We start from the raw sequence: 15,119 nt of genomic DNA on the forward strand, positions 1-15,119 counted from the left end.
GCGAGTCCTGATCACCGGTGGAACGGGTTCGTTCGGCCGGACGATGGTCCGCCGACTTCTCGATCGGGACGTCGCTGAGGTCCGGGTGTTCAGCCGGGACGAGGCCAAGCAGGACGAGATGCGCCGACTCCTCGGCGACGAGCGGGTCCGCTACTACGTCGGGGACGTACGTGACTACGACTCGGTGCTGCGGGCCAGCCGCGGCATCGACCACGTGTTCCACGCGGCCGCCCTCAAACAGGTGCCCTCGTGCGAGTTCTTTCCCCTCGAGGCGGTGCGGACGAACATCCTCGGCAGCGCGAACGTCGTCGAGGCAGCCGAGCGTAACGGCGTCGGCTCGGTGGTGGTGCTGAGCACGGACAAGGCCGTCTACCCGGTCAACGCGATGGGCATGAGCAAGGCGATGATGGAGAAGGTCGCGCAGGCGCACGCCCGCAACAACCCGAACAGCGCCACCACCGTCTCCTGCGTCCGGTACGGCAACGTCATGTACTCCCGCGGTTCGGTGATCCCGCTGTTCATCGAGCAGATCAAGGCCGGCCGGGCGCCGACCGTCACCGACCCGACGATGACCCGCTTCCTGATGTCCCTCGGCGAGTCCGTGGAGCTGGTGGAGCACGCCTTCCAGCACGCCCGCCCGGGTGACATCTTCATTCGCAAGGCGGCCGCCTGCACCATCGGTGACCTGGCCGAGGCGGTCTGCGAACTCTTCAACGTACCGGCGAAGCTGGACGTCATCGGCGTCCGGCACGGCGAGAAGCTCGACGAGACGTTGGCCAGCCGCGAGGAGCTGACGCAGGCGGAGGACTTCGGCGAGTTCCTCCGGGTGCCGCTGGACGCCCGCGATCTGAACTACTCGCTCTACGTCTCCGAGGGCGAGCTGGACGAAGGGCCCGTCGAGGACTTCAACTCGTCCAATGCGCCACGGATGGGCGTACCGGAGATCATCGAACTGCTGAAGAGGTTGCCGGAGGTCCGCGCGGAGCTGGCCCTGCGGGACCCGGTGCTGGCGTGCTGAAGCTGGCGTTGACCGGCGGCGGCGGATTCCTCGGCTGGCACGTGCGGGTGCTCCTGCGGGCGCTCGGCTGGCCGGAGCCGGTGATCATCACGCGCGCGGACCTGGTCGACCCTCGTGTCGTCGGCGCCAAGGTCAGCGGTGTCGACCGGGTGCTGCACCTGGCCGGGGTGAACCGCGGCGATCCGACCGAGGTCGCCGAGGGTAACCGCCGCCTCGCCGCGCAACTCGCCGCCGGCCTGCGCGTCGCCGCGGATCCGCCGGCCTGCGTCGTCTACGCGAACTCGGTACAGGCCGGCAACGGCACGCCGTACGGCGACGCCAAGGCGGACGCCGCGCGGATCCTCGCCGACACCGGCATGCCGCTGGAGGACGTGCTGCTGTCCAACCTCTACGGCGAGCACGGGCGCCCGCACTACAACTCGGCGGTGGCGACGTTCTGCCGGGTGCTCGCCGAGGGTGGGCGGCCGGAGGTCCACACCGATCGTGAGATCGCCCTGGTGCACGTGACCGACGCCGCGGCCCGGCTCGTCGGCGTGCCGGCGGGTGGTTCCTGGGATCCGGCCATGCCCGCGTTGCGGGTGGGCGTCCGTGAGCTCGCCGAACGTCTGGCCGGGCTGGCCGCCACCTACCGCACCGGCGAGATCCCGGTCCTGACCGACCGGCACCTCGTGCGGTTGTTCAACACCTACCGGTCGCACTGCTTCCCGGCGCACTTCCCGCTGGCACTGCCCCGCCGCGCCGATGTCCGCGGCGAGCTGGTGGAGACGGTCAAGGTGCACGGTGGCGCGGGGCAGACGTTCAGCTCCACCAGTCACCCGGGCGTGACCCGGGGCGAGCACTTCCACCTGGCGAAGGTGGAGCGGTTCGTGGTGTTGCGTGGCACCGCCGAGATCAGCCTGCGGCGGGTCGGTGACACCGACGTGGTGCGCTTTCCGGTCTCCGGGGATGCGCCGGTCGCCGTCGACATGCCCACCATGTGGGTGCACAAGCTGATCAACACCGGTGACGACGAACTGGTCACCCTGTTCTGGACCAACGAGCTGTTCGACCCGGCGCGTCCGGACACCTGGCCGGAGCCGGTGGAGTCGCGGATTCCGAAACCCGCGGTGGTCGCCGCGTGAGGGTCGGCCTGGTCAGCCAGTGGTATCCGCCGGAGGGTGTGTTCATCCCGGGCAATCTGGCACAGCACCTGAGCGCGCGCGGCCACCACGTGCGGGTGCTCACCACCTACCCGAGCTACCCGCACGGGCGGCTCTACCCGGGCTGGCGGCAACGCTGGCGGCATGTCGAGATGCAGGGGGCCGTCGCGGTGCGACGGGTTCCCGCGTACCCGAGCCACGACACGTCGGCGCTGCGCCGAGCGGCCAGCCACATCACGTTCGGTGTGAGCAGCGCGCTCGCCGGCCCGAGCTGGCTCGGTGGCGTCGACGTCACGTACGTCTACCACCCGCCGCCCACGGCGGTCGCCGCCGCCGCGCTCGTCCGGGCCGCCCGGCGTACGCCGATCGTCCTGCACGTGCAGGACATGTGGCCTGATTCGGTCCTGCATTCCGGGATGTCCCCGACCGGTCTGGCCGGACGAGCGGTGGCGGGCGGTCTGGACGTCCTCATGCGCACGGCGTACCGGTTGGCGGCCGCGATCGTGGTGATCTCACCGGCGATGGCAGCCCTCGTGGTGGAGCGGGGCGCCGATCCGAGCCGTGTGCGTGTGGTGTGGAACTGGACCGACGACGTTCTGTTCCGGCCCGTGGCACCGACGGACGCGGCCCGCGCGACGCTCGGACGACGCGACCGGTGCACGGTGATGTTCACCGGCAACCTTGGTCTGCTCCAGGGCGTGGACACGGCGATCCGCGCGGCGGCCGCCGTCCGGGACCGGGTGGACCTGGTGCTGGTCGGTTCGGGTGCCTACGAGGACGAGGCCCGCCGGCTCGCCACCGAGTTGAACGCGGACAACGTCCGCTTCGTCGGTCGCCGCCCGCCGACGGAGATGGCCGAGCTGTACGCGGCGGCCGACTGGCAGCTGGTGTGCCTGCGGGATCTGCCGGCGCTCCGCGGCACCGTCCCGTCGAAGTTGCAGGCGGCTTTTGCCTGCGGCGCTCCGGTGATCGCCGCCCTGGGCGGGGACGCCGCCGCTCTCGTCGAGTCGACCGGAGCCGGCCTGGTGTGCCCACCGGGGGACTGGGCGGTGCTCGCGGATCGTCTGCGGCAGGCGGCCGACACGGCTGCGGCTGAGCGCGTCGCCATGGGTCAGCGGGCCCGCCGGGCCTACCAGGAGCGCATGTGCGTGCGGGTCGGCGTCGACCAGTTCGAGGACATTCTGACGAAGGTGGCAGCAGGGAAAGGACGGCCATGACCCGTGTGATGACGCTGGTGGGTACCCGGCCGGAGATCATCCGGCTCTCGCGGGTGATGGCGAGGCTGGACGACGTGGTGGAGCACGTGCTGGTCCACACCGGCCAGAACTGGGACAGCTCGTTGTCCGAGATCTTCTTCAAGGAGCTGCGTATCCGGGAACCGGACCGGTTCCTGCGCGTGGACACCTCGACGCTCGGCCGGGTGCTCGGTGGCGTACTGGTCGGTGTGGAGGAGGCCATTGCCGAGGTGCGACCGGACGCATTGCTCGTGCTCGGCGACACCAACAGCTGCATCGGCGCGCTGATGGCCCGCCGGCTGCGGGTGCCGGTCTACCACATGGAGGCCGGCAACCGCTGTTTCGACCTCAACGTTCCGGAGGAGACGAACCGACGTCTGGTGGACCACGTCGCCGACTTCAATCTCGTCTACACGGAGCACGCCCGGCGGAACCTGCTGGCCGAAGGGCTGCACCCGCGCCGGATCCTGCACACCGGTTCCCCCATGCGCGAGGTGCTCGAGCACTACCGGATGGACATCGAGGCATCGACGATCCTGCGTCAGTTGGAGCTGACGCCGGGCCGGTACTTCCTGGTCAGCGCACACCGCGAGGAGAACGTGGACAGCCCGGACCGGTTGGCCCGGTTGCTGGAATGCCTGCGCGCGGTTCGTGACCGCTGGCAGTTCCCGGTACTCGTGTCCACCCACCCCCGGACCCGCAAGCGGCTGGAGTCGTTGGCGCCCGGCGCAGCGGCGCTGGACGGGATCGCCTTCCACGAGCCGTTCGGTCTGCTCGACTACGTGCACCTGCAGACGAAGGCCTTCTGCACGCTGTCGGACAGCGGCACGATCAGCGAGGAGTCGGCGATCCTCAACTTCGCCGCGGTGACGCTGCGCGAGTCGATCGAACGCCCGGAGGCGTTGGACGCCGGCGGCATCATCATGACCGGTCTCGACCCGGATGGCGTGGTGGAGGCGATCCAGGTGACAGTCGACCAGGTCCACGCCGAGGGAGTGCCCTGTCCGGTCGACTACCAGGTTCGGGACACCTCCCGGCGGGTGGTCGACTTCATCCTGTCCACCGTCCGCAGGCACCACGACTGGGCGGGCATCCGCCGCTGACCGTCGGGACAGGCAGCGGGCCCGGCGACCTCGGTCGCCGGGCCCGCTGAGTCTTGCGGCTCGGCCTAACGGGCCAGCGGCACGTGGATCGTTCCCGGCCGGGTGCTCGCCGGTGTGCACAGCGCCGCCAGGTGGGCGATCAGCTTCTCCGCGTCGTCGTACGGGTCGAGTCCGCCCACGTCGAGCGGGTCGAGCGCCGGCACGGTGACGTGTGAGATGAGCGGGTGCAGCGGACGGTCGTCGACCTCGCCGGTGCCGAGCAGGTCCTCGTGGAGTTTCTCGCCGGGCCGAAGCCCGGTGTAGACGATCGGCACCAGACTGTCAGCCTGCTCGGCCATCTGCCTCGCCAGGTCGGCGATGCGTACCGGCGCGCCCATGTCCAGCACGAGGGCCTCTCCGTCCCGGCCGATCTCGGCGGCCTGGAGCACCAGCCGCACCGCCTCCTCCAGCGTCATCAGATAGCGGGTGACGTCCGGATGGGTCACTGTCAACGGATTGCCGGACGCGATCTGGCGTTGGAACGCGGTGATCACTGAGCCGCGGCTGCTGAGCACGTTGCCGAAGCGGACACTGAGGAAGGTGCCGGGAAACCGGCCTGCGGCGTGCGCGGTCAGCCGTTCGGTGATGCGCTTGGAGTAGCCGAGCACGCTGATCGGGTCGGCGGCCTTGTCGGTGCTGATGTTGACGAACTTGGCGACGTCGCGGCACGCGTCCAGCACCGAGAGCGTGCCCCACACGTTTGTCATCACCGCTTCGCCGGGGTTGCGTTGCAGGAGCGTGAGGTGCTTCAGCGCCGCGGCGTGGAAGATGACGTCCGGCCGGCGCTCTCGGATGATGCGCCGGACACGCTCGTCGTCGCGCAGGTCGGCGAGGATCAGCTCGGGGCCGTCGAGCATGGCCCGCCCGTTCAGCGACATCTGTAGGGCGTGCAGGGCGGACTCGTCGCGGTCGAGCATCATCAGCTCGCCGGGGTCGGTCTTCAGAACTTGGCGGCACAGCTCCGAACCGATCGAACCGCCGGCACCGGTGACCAGCACCCGCAGACCGGCGAGGCCGTCCCCGCTCAGCGGCAGGTCGCCGACCACCTGCCGACGCCCCAGCAGGTCGCTGATCTGCACGTCCCGTACGTCGGTGACGGTGATGCGGTGGTCGACCAGTTCGCGGACCGGGGGCAGCACCTTGAAGGCGGCGCCGGTCTGCAGGGTGGCCTCGCGGATCTGGCGGATCAGCGCGGCGTCGGCGCTGGCCACCGAGAAGATGACTGTGGTGGCGCCGGTGCGGCGGACGGCCTGGGCGAGGTCCGCTCGACCGCCCAGCACGCGGACACCGCCGAAACGCAGGTTGCGCTTGTCAGGGTCGTCGTCCAGCGCGCCGACCGGCAGGTACCTGCCGCGTGGGTCGCCGATCATCGCGCGCAGTAGCCCCTGACCGGCGTCGCCGAGGCCGAACAGCAGCACCGGCGTGGCGGAGCGCACGTCGGGCCGCATCGCGAGGTCGTGCCGGTGGCGATACGCGGAGCGGGCCGCGAGCATCAACAGCAGCGTCAGTGAACCGCCGATCAGCGGGGTGCTGGCCGGCACCGGTCGGTCGGCCGACGGCAGCAGCCCGATCAGCAGGATGGCGATGGGTGTGGCGACGTTTCCGGCGAGCCCTCGCACCTCCTGGAGGCTGCCGAGTGGGTGCCGGCCCGAGTGGAGCCGGCGCACCGCAGCGACAGCCACGTAGATCAGCGCCGCGATGCCGCCGACGCCTGCTGCGCGGCTCAGCTGCCCGGCCGGCGGGTGGAACTCGTAGCGGGTCCAGACGGCGGCGACGAAGCCGCCTACCCACGCTGCGGTGTCGGTGGCGAGGAAACCCAGAGCGCGGCGGCGCGCCCGGGCCCGACGGACCCGTTGTTCGGCAGGCTCGGTCCTATCGGTGTCTTGCGGCATTTTTGCTCCCGTCTCCGACCGATTGGCCCCGCAGAGCAAGGGTTTGGGGCTCTTTATCCTTTTTACACTTCTATCGGATGTTTCGCGGAATAACTGGATGGTGGCGGCTGCGGGCCAATCAGCTCAGCGCGCCGGCACGCCCTTGACCACCACGCCGTCAGGCACGTTCCGCACCACGCAGGCTCCGGCGCCGACGGTGCTGTCTCGACCTATCCGAAGGCCCTGCAGCACCGCCGCCGTCGTCCCCACCAGCACGCCCTCCGCCAGGTGGCAGTCACCGGAGATCGCGGCGAGCGGATTGACCGAGACGAAGTCGGCAAGCACCGAGTCGTGCCCCACAGTGGTGTTCTGGTTGAGATGGACGTGCCGGCCCACCGTCACGTTGGTGGTGATGCGGGCGCCCGCGAAGACGACCAGGCCGGGCCCGTGCCGCGTGTCCGGCCCGACCGTCGCGTCCGGGTGGACGAGACTGCCGGCTGGACTGCCGTACGCGTCCACCCGCGCGGCGACGGCTCGTCGCACCTTGGGGTCACCGATCCCGATGACGTGGTGGAGATCCGCCGGCGCGTCCCGTAGCCACGCGAGCCCACCCAGGTAGGGCACCTCCAGGCGCTGCACCCGCTTGAGGTTCTCCTCCGACGGCCGGTCGTCGACGAAACCGACCAGGTCCCACTGTTGTCCTCCGGCGACCGCGGCCGCCCGTGCGATAGCCAGTGCCTCCCGGCCGTGGCCGCCGCAACCCACGATGACCAGTGGCGTCACCCGGATACCGCTCCCGTCCGGACGGCCAGGAAACCTTCGATCGCGCCGAACACCGTGGCGATCTGCTGCTCGGTGAGGCCGCTGCCGCTGGGCAGGGTCAACCCCTCGGCGAAGAGATCGTCGGCCGCCCCGGTGAGCAGGCTCTCGAAGTCGGCATACGCGGGCTGCCGGTGCATCGGCTTCCACACCGGCCGCGTCTCGATGTTCTGGGCGGCGAGGTGTGCGGCGAGATCAGCGGCCCGCCAACCCGAGCGCTCCGACCGCACCCGGATGACGGTGAGCCAGCAGTTGGACTCGACGTCCTCGGCGCCGACCAGCTCCACTCCGGGCACCGAGGCGAAGAGCTTCGCGTACCGGTCTCGCAGCAGGCGACGGCGGCCGATCATTCCGTCGAGCCGTGCCAGCTGGGCCCGGCCCACCGCGGCCAGCAGGTTGCTGAGGCGGTAGTTATAGCCGGTCTCCCGGTGCTCGTAGTGCGCCACGGGCTCCCGCGCCTGGCTGGCCAGGTGGCGGGCGCGGGCCAGCAGCGGAAGGTCGTCGGAGACGAGCATCCCGCCGCTCGACGTCGTTATGATCTTGTTGCCGTTGAACGACAGAGCGCCGACCTGGCCGAATGAGCCGGCCGCCCGGCCGTGGTCTGTGGCCCCGAGCGCTTCCGCTGCGTCCTCGACGACCGGCACGCCCGCATCCCCGCAGACCGGCAACAACGCCGGGTAGTCGGCGCAGCTACCGAACATGTCGACCGGCACGACCGCGCCGACCCGCTCGCCGCGGGCGCGCAGCCGGTGCAGCAACTCGGTCAACAGTGGCACGTCGATGTTGCCGGTGCGCGCGTCGCAGTCGACGAAGACCGGCCGGGCGCCGGTGTAGCGCACGGCGTTCGCGGTGGCCACGAAGGTCAGCGTCGGGACGACGACGGCGTCACCCGGTTGGACGCCCACCCCGAGGAGCGCCAGGTGCAGCGCTGCGGTGCCGGAGCTGACCGCGACCGCGCCGCGTGTGCCGACCCGCGCCGCGACCTCGTTCTCGAAGGCATCCAGATCGGGACCGACGGGTGCGACCCAGCCGGACCGCAGGGCCGCGACGAGGTACGACTCCTCCAGGGGGCCGACGTCGGGATGGGAGAGGTGCACTCGGTCCGTCATCGGCGTTCGCCCTGCCGTACCGTCACCGCGGTGCGACGCCCCGTCGGGACGGTCCTCAGCGGTGCGGGGGCCCCGGCCGGACTGCCGAGGAATGTCGGAGCGGTGGCCACGCCGGCTGCCGAGATACCCTCGCGACGCAGCACGGTGCGGACCGTCGCCGCCAGGATCGTCAGGTCGAGTGCGAGACAGCGGGTGTCGACGTACTCCACGTCGAGGTCGAACTTCGTCTCCCAGCTCAGCCCGTTGCGGCCGCGCACCTGCGCTAGGCCGGTCACGCCCGGCCGCACCTCGTGCCGGCGGGCCTGGTGAGGCGAGTAGCGGGGGAGGTACTCCGGCAGCAGCGGGCGGGGGCCGACCAGGCTCATCTCGCCCCGCAGCACGTTCCAGAGCGTGGGCAGCTCGTCCAGGCTGGTGGCACGCAGCCACCGTCCGAGCGGCGTCAGTCGGTCGCCGTCCTCGACAAGGCCGAGGCGGGGGTCGGGCGCACGCATCGTGCGGAACTTGATCAGCTCGAACGGCTCGCCGTGCCGGCCCGTGCGGAGCTGGCGGAACAGCACGGGACGCCCCAACCCGACGGCGACCAGCAGTGCCACCGTGGCGATCACCGGCACCAGCAGTGCGAGCAGGATGACGGCCGCGACGACGTCGATCACCCGCTTGCCGCGATCGGGTCGAACCGTTCGCTGAGGATCTTCGACGGTACTGACGCCCAGAACCGGCACCTTCCACCTCCCGCTCGGACAAATGCCTCTTATGGGTCTACCAGCTATGCGAGTGCGATACAGCGCAAACAGTCACAGTCAGTGCTGATCCCGACGGAACAACGCGGACCGGGACGGGAGGACACGGGTGTGTGAGCTGGTGGCCAGGGGAAACGGCGCTCCGGCACAAGCTGCCGACCGGCGGCGCGTCAGCTCCCGCGCTTGAGCACGGCGGCGAGCGCGCTGTCGAGCCGAGGGGCCAACGTCCGGGAGTAGGTGGCGGTGAGGTGGTTGCCGTCCCGGTAGACCAGCACGCCACCGATGACGGGCGCGCAGCGGTCGGTGGGGCATATCGCGTCGTTGAGGTTGACGAGATGCACGCCCTGTTGACCCTCTGCCGCCTGCTCCTGGGCGACGCCTCCACCGGCCGCCAGCACCTCGTCCCGGGACGGGGCGCACCGGGTGAGCTTGTCGGGGTTGGCCGAGACGCATTCGACGGGGTCTCGACGGTGGTACGGCGTGTCGCGGAGCACCGCCACCGGAATCTTGACCTCGGTCATCTCCCGCCAGGTCTCACGGAGACCGTCCGCCAACGTCTCGTTGACCCGCTGCGTGATCGGTTTGCCGTCACGCACCGGGAGATAGAGCGAGTTGCTGACCAGCAACAGGTCGGGTGGATCGGCGCGTAGTTGGTCGCGGACACGCTGGTTCCACTCGGTGCAGCTCTCGTACGGCCGTCCGGCCAGTGCCACCTCTGCCTTGAGAAACGGGCACGAGGACTTGGTGTGTGAGATCACCCGCCACTTCTGCTTGGCGGCGACCTCCTCGAGGGCGGGCAGCCATTGCGCGGCATGGGAGTCGCCGGCGAGTACGACGGTGAAGGTCGAGTCTCGGACGCCGTAGACGCAGGTCAGCGGATTGCTGCTGTTCTGCTGGACGTGACAGCCCGTTCGCGCGGTGGTCGGCAGATCCTTCGGTGCGACCAACGGGTCCGGGACGATGGACGCGACCCGGTCGACGGGTCGGCCCGCCTTGTCGCCTCGGGGTGACTGACCGAGGGCCGCGGCACCGGGCGGTCCGACGGGCGTGGCGCTCGCTGACGGGCTGGACCCGGCCACCGGCGGCAGTGCCGAGACGGGTGGGGGTGGCTGTGCCGCGGGCCAGACGGTGAGTTGGAAGAGGAGCCCGGCGATCACGGCCGCGCCGGTGCACGCGGCTCCGACGCGCAGCGCCTGCGCCGGTTGCCATTGCAGCGTTTGCGACCGACGAATCGGGTTCTCGACGAAGTGGTAGGTGAGGACCGCCGGCACGACCGAGGCCGCCACCACGGCCAGGCGCGCGGTCGCGCTCAACTCGCCGAACTGGTAGTCGGCGATGACCAGCAGCGGCCAGTGCCACAGATAGAGCGAGTAGGACAGCGCGCCGACCGCGCGCATCGGCGGCAGGCTGAGCAGCCCCGCTGGCCCGGCGCGGCGGGCCGCCACCGCGAACGCGATGACCGCCGCCGTGCCGCCGGTCGGCAGCAACGCGATGTACCCGGGAAACGCTGACGTGGCGTCCAGCAGGAACGCCGAAGCGACAACTGCGGCGAGGCCGGACCAGGCGAGCAGGACTGCCAGCACGCGTGGGGTGCGATGCAGCAGTCCGCCGGCGATGGCCACCGCGCCGCCGAGCGCGAGTTCCCAGAGCCGAGTCGTGGTCACGAAGTACGCCGGAGCGGAATCGGTCGACGTCAGGTGGATCGACCAGGCGAAGGACGGCACGGCCACGACGGCGAACCCGAGCATCAGCACGCCCCGGCGTAGCCGTCGCCGGCCGCCGAGGACGGCCAGGCCGAGCAACAGCAGCGGCCAGAAGAGGTAGAACTGCTCCTCGACGCTGAGTGACCAGTAGTGTTGCAGGACGCTTGGGGCCTGGTCGACGAACATGTAGTCGACGGACTGCTCGGCGAGGCGCCAGTTCATCACGTACAAGGCGCTGCTCACCACATCCCACGCGGTGTTGGAGTAACGCACCCTCGGCAGGAACAGGTACGTGAGCAGCAGAGTGACCAGCAGCACCAGGCCGGCGGCGGGCAGCAGCCGCTTCGCGCGTCGGGCGTAGAAGCCGAGCAGCGAGATGCGCCCGGTGCCGTCGAGTTCGGCGACGAGTAGACCGGTGATCAGAAATCCGGAGATCACGAAGAAGACGTCCACACCGATGAAGCCGGCAGGGACGAACTGACTTCCGGCGTGCCCGGCCAGCACCAGGATGACCGCGAGAGCGCGTAGCCCTTCGATGTCGCCCCGGAAGGACGTCGCCCGTGCTGGGGCCGTCGGCCGGCTTCGTGTCTGCGTCATCGTCCCACCCGAAAATAGAGTGTTATTCCTTTTTGACGTCGAAACGAGGCCAACGTCCGGTATGGTTCCCGCTGCGGATAAACGAGGCGGGCCGCGCGAGGGTGCGCTCAGCAGGCAGCCCGGGTCAGCGCGCGGGCTGTCCCGTCCGTCGAGCGAAGGCATGCCGACGGCGCCATCGGCCGGCCGGGCAGTAGTGACGTGACGCGGGCGTCAGCCGTCAGAACCGGCGTCCAGCCGGCGGGCGAGCAGGGTCCGCAGCGGGATCGACTCCCCGTCCCGGCCACCCTCGCCGACGATCAATGGCGCCGGGCTCGGCTCGGTCTGTGCGCCGAACAGCCGGGCTCGCAGACCTCCCGGCACTGTCAGCAGGTGGAACCGACCGTCCACGTCGACCGCTCGACTGCGGGCCTGGTCCACGTACCACCCGGACAGCCCGGTCCGGTACCAGCCACGACCGTCGTAGGAGCGCGCGACGAGCCGTGTCGGGCGCAGCCCTCGTCGGTTCGCCTCGGCCACGAACCAGGCGACGATCTTCGCGGCCTCGGCGTGCTCGGCCTCCCGCCGGCGTGCGTCGGCCGCCGCGTGCGCCAGCACCGCCTGCCGCTGCTGGTCCCGCCACGTCCGGCCGTCCGGCTCACTCACGACGTCGACGGTACGCGACGGGCCTACTCGAGTACGGCCCGCAGTGTGCGCCGGGCGATCGCGGCCATCACCGGGTTCGTCCGGACGTAGTACGGAAGCGCGTTGATCGCCTGCCCCAGCGCCCAGCCGCGCCCGCGCTCCCAGGTCGCGTCGTCCACATCCAACGCCCGCCGGTACGTCTCCCGTGACCCGGCGTCGAACAGGTTCCACGCCGGCATCAGGTCCACCGCCGGGTCGCCCACCGTGACCGTCTCCAGGTCGATGACGGCAGCCAGTCGACCGTCCCGGACCAACAGGTTGCCCGGCATCAGGTCAGCGTGGATCCACCCGTCGGCGTCGTGGCGCGGGACGTCGCGGCAGCGGTCCCACACCTCGTCCAGCCGAGCGGTGTCGGTGAGTGCGCCGCTGACGGAAAGGGCCATCCGCACCCCGGCGTCCTGCGCGGGCAGCGGGCCACCCCGGCCCGACCCGGACCAGACCCGACCGCCGGTGTCGATTTCCCGCAGGGCGGTCACGACGCCGGCCAGGTCGCGGGCGAACCCGTCCAGGTCGTTGATCCGGCCGGGGTGGATCGGCTCGCCGGCGATCCAGCGGTACGCCGTCCACGGCCCGGGGTAACCCTCGCCCGGGCCGCCGAGGCCGAGCGGTTCGGGCACGGCGACCGGTAGACGCGCGGCGAGCATCCTCGCGTGCTCCTGCTCACGTTCGAGCTCGGCGCGCACTGCCGGATCGGTGCTGGGCCGCAGGGGAAAGCGCAGCACGATCTCCGTGCCGAGCCGGAACAGGGCGTTCACCGTGCCGGTCGAGGCGAGCGGGTGGATCGGCAGTGCCCGCCAGTGGGGGAACTGCGCGGCCACCAACGTGGCGACGACGTCGGCGGTGACGTCGACCTGGTCGGCATGCATCCTCACCAGGAGATCATTGCCCGAGGCCCCATCGCCACGCGAGCGGGTTTCATGCGGCCTGTCGCCCGGGATGCCCGTCGTGCGTGAGGCATCCCGGGCGGCGTCGCCGTTGGTCTGGTCAGGCCAGCCCGGCGCGGCGTAAGGCCTCCGCCATCGCGTCGTTGGCCGGAGCCGATCCGCCCTGCCGCTGCTGGCCGCCGCGGCCACCCTGCGACCCGCGACCACTCTGACCGCCGCGGCCGCCCTGACCGCCCTGCGAGCCCTGAGCGCCGCGCCCGCCCTGGCCACCCGGCCCACGCTGGCCACCGCGGCCACCCTCACCGCCGCGTCCCTCCTGGCTCGTCCGGCCAGCACCACCGGCGACGGCGGGCTCGTCCTCCAGGCGCAGGGTCAGCGAGATGCGCTTGCGGGGTACGTCCACGTCGAGCACCCGGACCTTGACCACGTCACCGGACTTCACCACCTCGCGGGGGTCCTTCACGAACGTCCGGGACATGGCCGAGACGTGTACCAGGCCGTCCTGGTGCACCCCGACGTCGACGAACGCGCCGAACGCGGCCACGTTGGTGACCACTCCTTCGAGCACCATGCCGGGCGTCAGGTCGCTGATCTTCTCCACGCCCTCGACGAAGGTGGCGGTGCGGAACTCCGGCCGAGGGTCGCGGCCCGGCTTCTCCAGCTCGGCGAGGATGTCGGTGACGGTGGGCAGACCGAACCGCTCGTCGACGAAGTCGGTGGCCCGCAACCCGCGCAGGATGCCGCTCTTGCCGATCACCGAGCGCAGGTCCTGACCGGTGCTGGTGAGGATCCGGCGCACCACCGGGTACGCCTCCGGGTGCACGCTCGACGAATCCAGCGGGTCGTCGCCGTCGGGGATGCGCAGGAAGCCGGCGCACTGCTCGAACGCCTTCGGCCCGAGGCGCGCCACCTTCTTCAGCTCGGTACGCGACCGGAACGGCCCGTTGGCGTCCCGGTGCAGCACGATGTTCTCGGCCAGCCCGGCGCCGATCCCGGAGACCCGGGTCAACAGCGGCGCGGACGCGGTGTTGACGTCCACCCCGACGGCGTTGACGCAGTCCTCCACCACCGCGTCCAGCGACCGGGACAGCTTCACCTCGGACAGGTCGTGCTGGTACTGCCCCACCCCGATCGACCGCGGGTCGATCTTGACCAGTTCGGCGAGCGGGTCCTGGAGTCGCCGGGCGATGGAGACCGCGCCGCGCAGCGACACGTCCATCCCGGGCAGTTCCTGCGAGGCGTACGCGGACGCGGAGTAGACCGACGCGCCCGCCTCGGAGACCATCACCTTGGTCAGGTTGAGCTGCGGATACTTCTTGATCAGGTCGCCGGCCAGCTTGTCGGTCTCCCGCGAGGCGGTGCCGTTGCCGATCGCCACGAGCTCCACCCCGTGTGCCCCGGCGAGCCGAGCCAGGGTCTCGATCGACGCGTCCCACTGCCGACGGGGCTCGTGCGGGTAGATGGTGTCGGTGGCGAGCACCTTGCCGGTGGCGTCCACCACGGCCACCTTCACGCCGGTCCGCAGGCCCGGGTCCAGACCCATTGTGGGCCGGGTGCCGGCCGGCGCTGCCAGCAGCAGGTCACGCAGGTTCGTCGCGAAGACCCGTACCGCCTCCTCCTCTGCCGCCTGCCACAACCGCAACCGCAGGTCCGCGCCCAGGTGGATGAGGATGCGGGTGCGCCACGCCCACCGCACGGTGTCGGTCAGCCAGCGGTCGGCCGGGCGACCGGCGTCGGACACCCCGAACCGTCCGGCGATGGCCGCCTCGTACCGGCTGGGTCCGGTCGGTACGGCGTCCGCGTCGCCGGCCTCCTCCGGATCCATGGTCAGGTCGAGCACGCCCTCCTTCTCGCCCCGGAACATGGCCAGGATCCGGTGTGAGGGCAGCTTCGGGTACGGCTCGGAGAAGTCGAAGTAGTCGGCGAACTTCGCGCCCGAGGTCTCCTGGCCGTCGCGTACCCGGGAAACGAGCCGGCCCCGCGACCACATCTGCTCGCGCAGCGTGCCGATGAGGTCGGCGTCCTCGGCGAAGGTCTCGATGAGGATCGCCCGCGCGCCCTCCAGCGCGGCGGCGGCGTCCGCGACGCCCTTGTCCTCGTCGACGAACCCGGCGGCGGTGGCCCGCGGGTCCTGGGTGGGGTCGGCCAGCAGCGACTCGGCCAGCGGGGCCAACCCGGCCT

General features: G+C 70.9%; 12 protein-coding genes. 4 read left to right on the forward strand and 8 right to left on the reverse strand.

From position 1 onward, the window contains the following. The 4 genes from ACWCO3_RS19455 to wecB all read left to right on the forward strand — a co-directional run. Positions 1-1,018, forward strand: a 1,018-nt coding sequence (locus ACWCO3_RS19455) for an SDR family NAD(P)-dependent oxidoreductase (protein ID WP_450011291.1), incomplete at its 5' end; no start/stop codon positions are given. Next, positions 1,012-2,139, forward strand: a complete 1,128-nt coding sequence (locus tag ACWCO3_RS19460; RefSeq protein ID WP_450011293.1) for a polysaccharide biosynthesis C-terminal domain-containing protein — start codon at positions 1,012-1,014, stop codon at positions 2,137-2,139. The genes ACWCO3_RS19455 and ACWCO3_RS19460, both read left to right, overlap by 7 nt. Continuing rightward, positions 2,136-3,374: a glycosyltransferase family 4 protein gene (locus ACWCO3_RS19465; protein WP_357932236.1), complete on the forward strand. Its 1,239-nt coding sequence runs from the start codon at positions 2,136-2,138 to the stop codon at positions 3,372-3,374. Before ACWCO3_RS19460 ends, ACWCO3_RS19465 begins: the two co-directional genes overlap by 4 nt. After that, a complete protein-coding gene (wecB, locus tag ACWCO3_RS19470) occupies positions 3,371-4,495 on the forward strand; it encodes a non-hydrolyzing UDP-N-acetylglucosamine 2-epimerase (protein ID WP_145784209.1) in 1,125 nt (374 codons plus the stop codon). Before ACWCO3_RS19465 ends, wecB begins: the two co-directional genes overlap by 4 nt. A 65-nt stretch (positions 4,496-4,560) precedes the next feature. Here wecB and ACWCO3_RS19475 read toward each other — a convergent pair whose 3' ends face one another. The 8 genes from ACWCO3_RS19475 to ACWCO3_RS19510 all read right to left on the reverse strand — a co-directional run. Beyond that, entirely contained in the window at positions 4,561-6,426 is a 1,866-nt protein-coding gene (locus ACWCO3_RS19475) for a polysaccharide biosynthesis protein (RefSeq protein ID WP_450011296.1), read from the reverse strand. 123 nt (positions 6,427-6,549) lie between these two features. Further along, entirely contained in the window at positions 6,550-7,188 is a 639-nt protein-coding gene (locus tag ACWCO3_RS19480) for an acetyltransferase (RefSeq protein WP_145784205.1), read from the reverse strand. Then, a complete protein-coding gene (locus tag ACWCO3_RS19485; RefSeq protein WP_423438275.1) occupies positions 7,185-8,333 on the reverse strand; it encodes a DegT/DnrJ/EryC1/StrS family aminotransferase in 1,149 nt (382 codons plus the stop codon). Before ACWCO3_RS19485 ends, ACWCO3_RS19480 begins: the two co-directional genes overlap by 4 nt. After that, positions 8,330-8,986: a sugar transferase gene (locus ACWCO3_RS19490; protein WP_450011299.1), complete on the reverse strand. Its 657-nt coding sequence runs from the start codon at positions 8,984-8,986 to the stop codon at positions 8,330-8,332. Before ACWCO3_RS19490 ends, ACWCO3_RS19485 begins: the two co-directional genes overlap by 4 nt. 257 nt (positions 8,987-9,243) lie before the next feature. After that, positions 9,244-11,373 carry an acyltransferase family protein gene (locus tag ACWCO3_RS19495; RefSeq protein ID WP_145784201.1) on the reverse strand — a complete coding sequence of 710 codons (2,130 nt, stop codon included), beginning with the start codon at positions 11,371-11,373 and terminating at the stop codon, positions 9,244-9,246. Positions 11,374-11,583: 210 nt separating this feature from the next. Beyond that, a complete protein-coding gene (locus ACWCO3_RS19500) occupies positions 11,584-12,015 on the reverse strand; it encodes a hypothetical protein (RefSeq protein ID WP_145784198.1) in 432 nt (143 codons plus the stop codon). A gap of 23 nt (positions 12,016-12,038) precedes the next feature. Further along, the gene (locus ACWCO3_RS19505) at positions 12,039-12,920 is read right to left on the reverse strand and encodes an aminoglycoside phosphotransferase family protein (protein WP_450011303.1); all 882 of its coding nucleotides are present in this window, start codon (positions 12,918-12,920) and stop codon (positions 12,039-12,041) included. A gap of 118 nt (positions 12,921-13,038) precedes the next feature. Continuing rightward, on the reverse strand, positions 13,039-15,119 hold a 2,081-nt coding region (locus ACWCO3_RS19510; protein WP_450011301.1), incomplete at its 5' end, for a Tex family protein.

The sequence above is a fragment of the Micromonospora sp. NPDC002411 genome, from assembly GCF_053592955.1.

Bases quoted from the DNA above. Each gene is read 5' to 3' on its own strand.
- ACWCO3_RS19475 (WP_450011296.1), bottom strand. From the start codon at position 6,426: ATGCCGCAAGACACCGATAGGACCGAGCCTGCCGAACAACGGGTCCGT.
- wecB (WP_145784209.1), top strand. From the start codon at position 3,371: ATGACCCGTGTGATGACGCTGGTGGGTACCCGGCCGGAGATCATCCGG.
- ACWCO3_RS19485 (WP_423438275.1), bottom strand. From the start codon at position 8,333: ATGACGGACCGAGTGCACCTCTCCCATCCCGACGTCGGCCCCCTGGAG.
- ACWCO3_RS19495 (WP_145784201.1), bottom strand. From the start codon at position 11,373: ATGACGCAGACACGAAGCCGGCCGACGGCCCCAGCACGGGCGACGTCC.
- ACWCO3_RS19505 (WP_450011303.1), bottom strand. From the start codon at position 12,920: ATGCATGCCGACCAGGTCGACGTCACCGCCGACGTCGTCGCCACGTTG.